This is a genomic window from Prevotella sp. C0026C3 (genome assembly GCF_056590795.1).
Window position 1 is genome coordinate 1 of record NZ_JBWPWW010000049.1, and the last position, 1269, is coordinate 1269.

Annotated in this window: 1 rRNA gene; it reads right to left on the reverse strand. The window is 51.8% G+C overall.

Annotated elements, in window-relative coordinates:
* Nucleotides 1-1269, reverse strand: a 23S ribosomal RNA gene (locus AC1EK4_RS11925); the annotation flags it as partial.

Below are 1269 nucleotides of genomic sequence, written 5' to 3' on the forward strand. Positions count from 1 at the left end.
AATCAACGTCTACACTCTTCAACGGACATTTCCGTCAGTCCGCGGCTGTGTCACTACTCCGTCTCCACATCGCTCCCATTGGTAGTCACGGAATATTAACCGTGTCTGCCATCGCCTTCGCCATTCGGCTGAGACTTAGGACCCGACTAACCCCGGGATGATTGGCATTGCCCGGGAAACCTTAGTCTTACGGCGGAAGGGAATCTTACCCTTCTTATCGTTACTTATACCTACATTTGCTTTTCCATAAGCTCCAGGAATACTTACGTAAACCATTCTACGCCGATGGAATGCTCCCCTACCGATACTTTTTTTAATACTATCCCGTGCCTTCGGTATCTGCCTTATACCCGATTATTATCCATGCCCGGACCCTCGACCAGTGAGCTGTTACGCACTCTTTGAATGAATGGCTGCTTCCAAGCCAACATCCTGGCTGTCACGGGGACCAGACTTCGTTAGACTAACTCAGGCAGAATTCCGGGACCTTAGACGACGGTCTGGATTCTTCTCCTCTCGGGGACGGACCTTAGCACCCGCCCCCTTACTGCACGACTACGGTGCGTGAGCATTCGGAGTTCGTCAGGTCGCGATAGGCGGTGAAGCCCTCTTGACCTATCGGTCGCTCTACCTCTCACGCAGAACATCGTACGCGGCACCTAAATGCCTTTCGGGGAGTACGAGCTATCTCCAAGTTTGATTGGCCTTTCACTCCTACACTCAACTCATCCAGAAGCTTTTCAACGCTTATTGGTGCGGTCCTCCATCCCGTGTTACCGGGACTTCAACCTGGTCAAGTGTAGATCACTTGGTTTCGCGTCTACCACCACCGACTATGACGCCCTATTCAGGCTCGCTTTCACTGCGGCTCGGGTGCTGAACACCTTAACCTTGCCGGTGACGGTAACTCGTAGGTTCATTATGCAAAAGGCACGCCGTCACATATTGCTATGCTCCGACCGCTTGTAGGCGTATGGTTTCAGGAACTATTTCACTCTTCTCATCGAAGTGCTTTTCACCTTTCCCTCACGGTACTGGTTCACTATCGGTCTCATGGGAGTATTTAGCCTTACCGGATGGTCCCGGCAGATTCGCGCAGAATTCCTCGTGTTCCGCGTTACTCAGGATACCACTATGCCCCATTGTGCTTAGAGTACAGGACTATCACCGTCTATGGTTCTTCTTTCCAGAAAATTCCTCTCACACGCAAGATACAATGTCGTGGTCCTACTACCCCGGCGATGCGTTGCCACAACGCCGGTTTGGGCT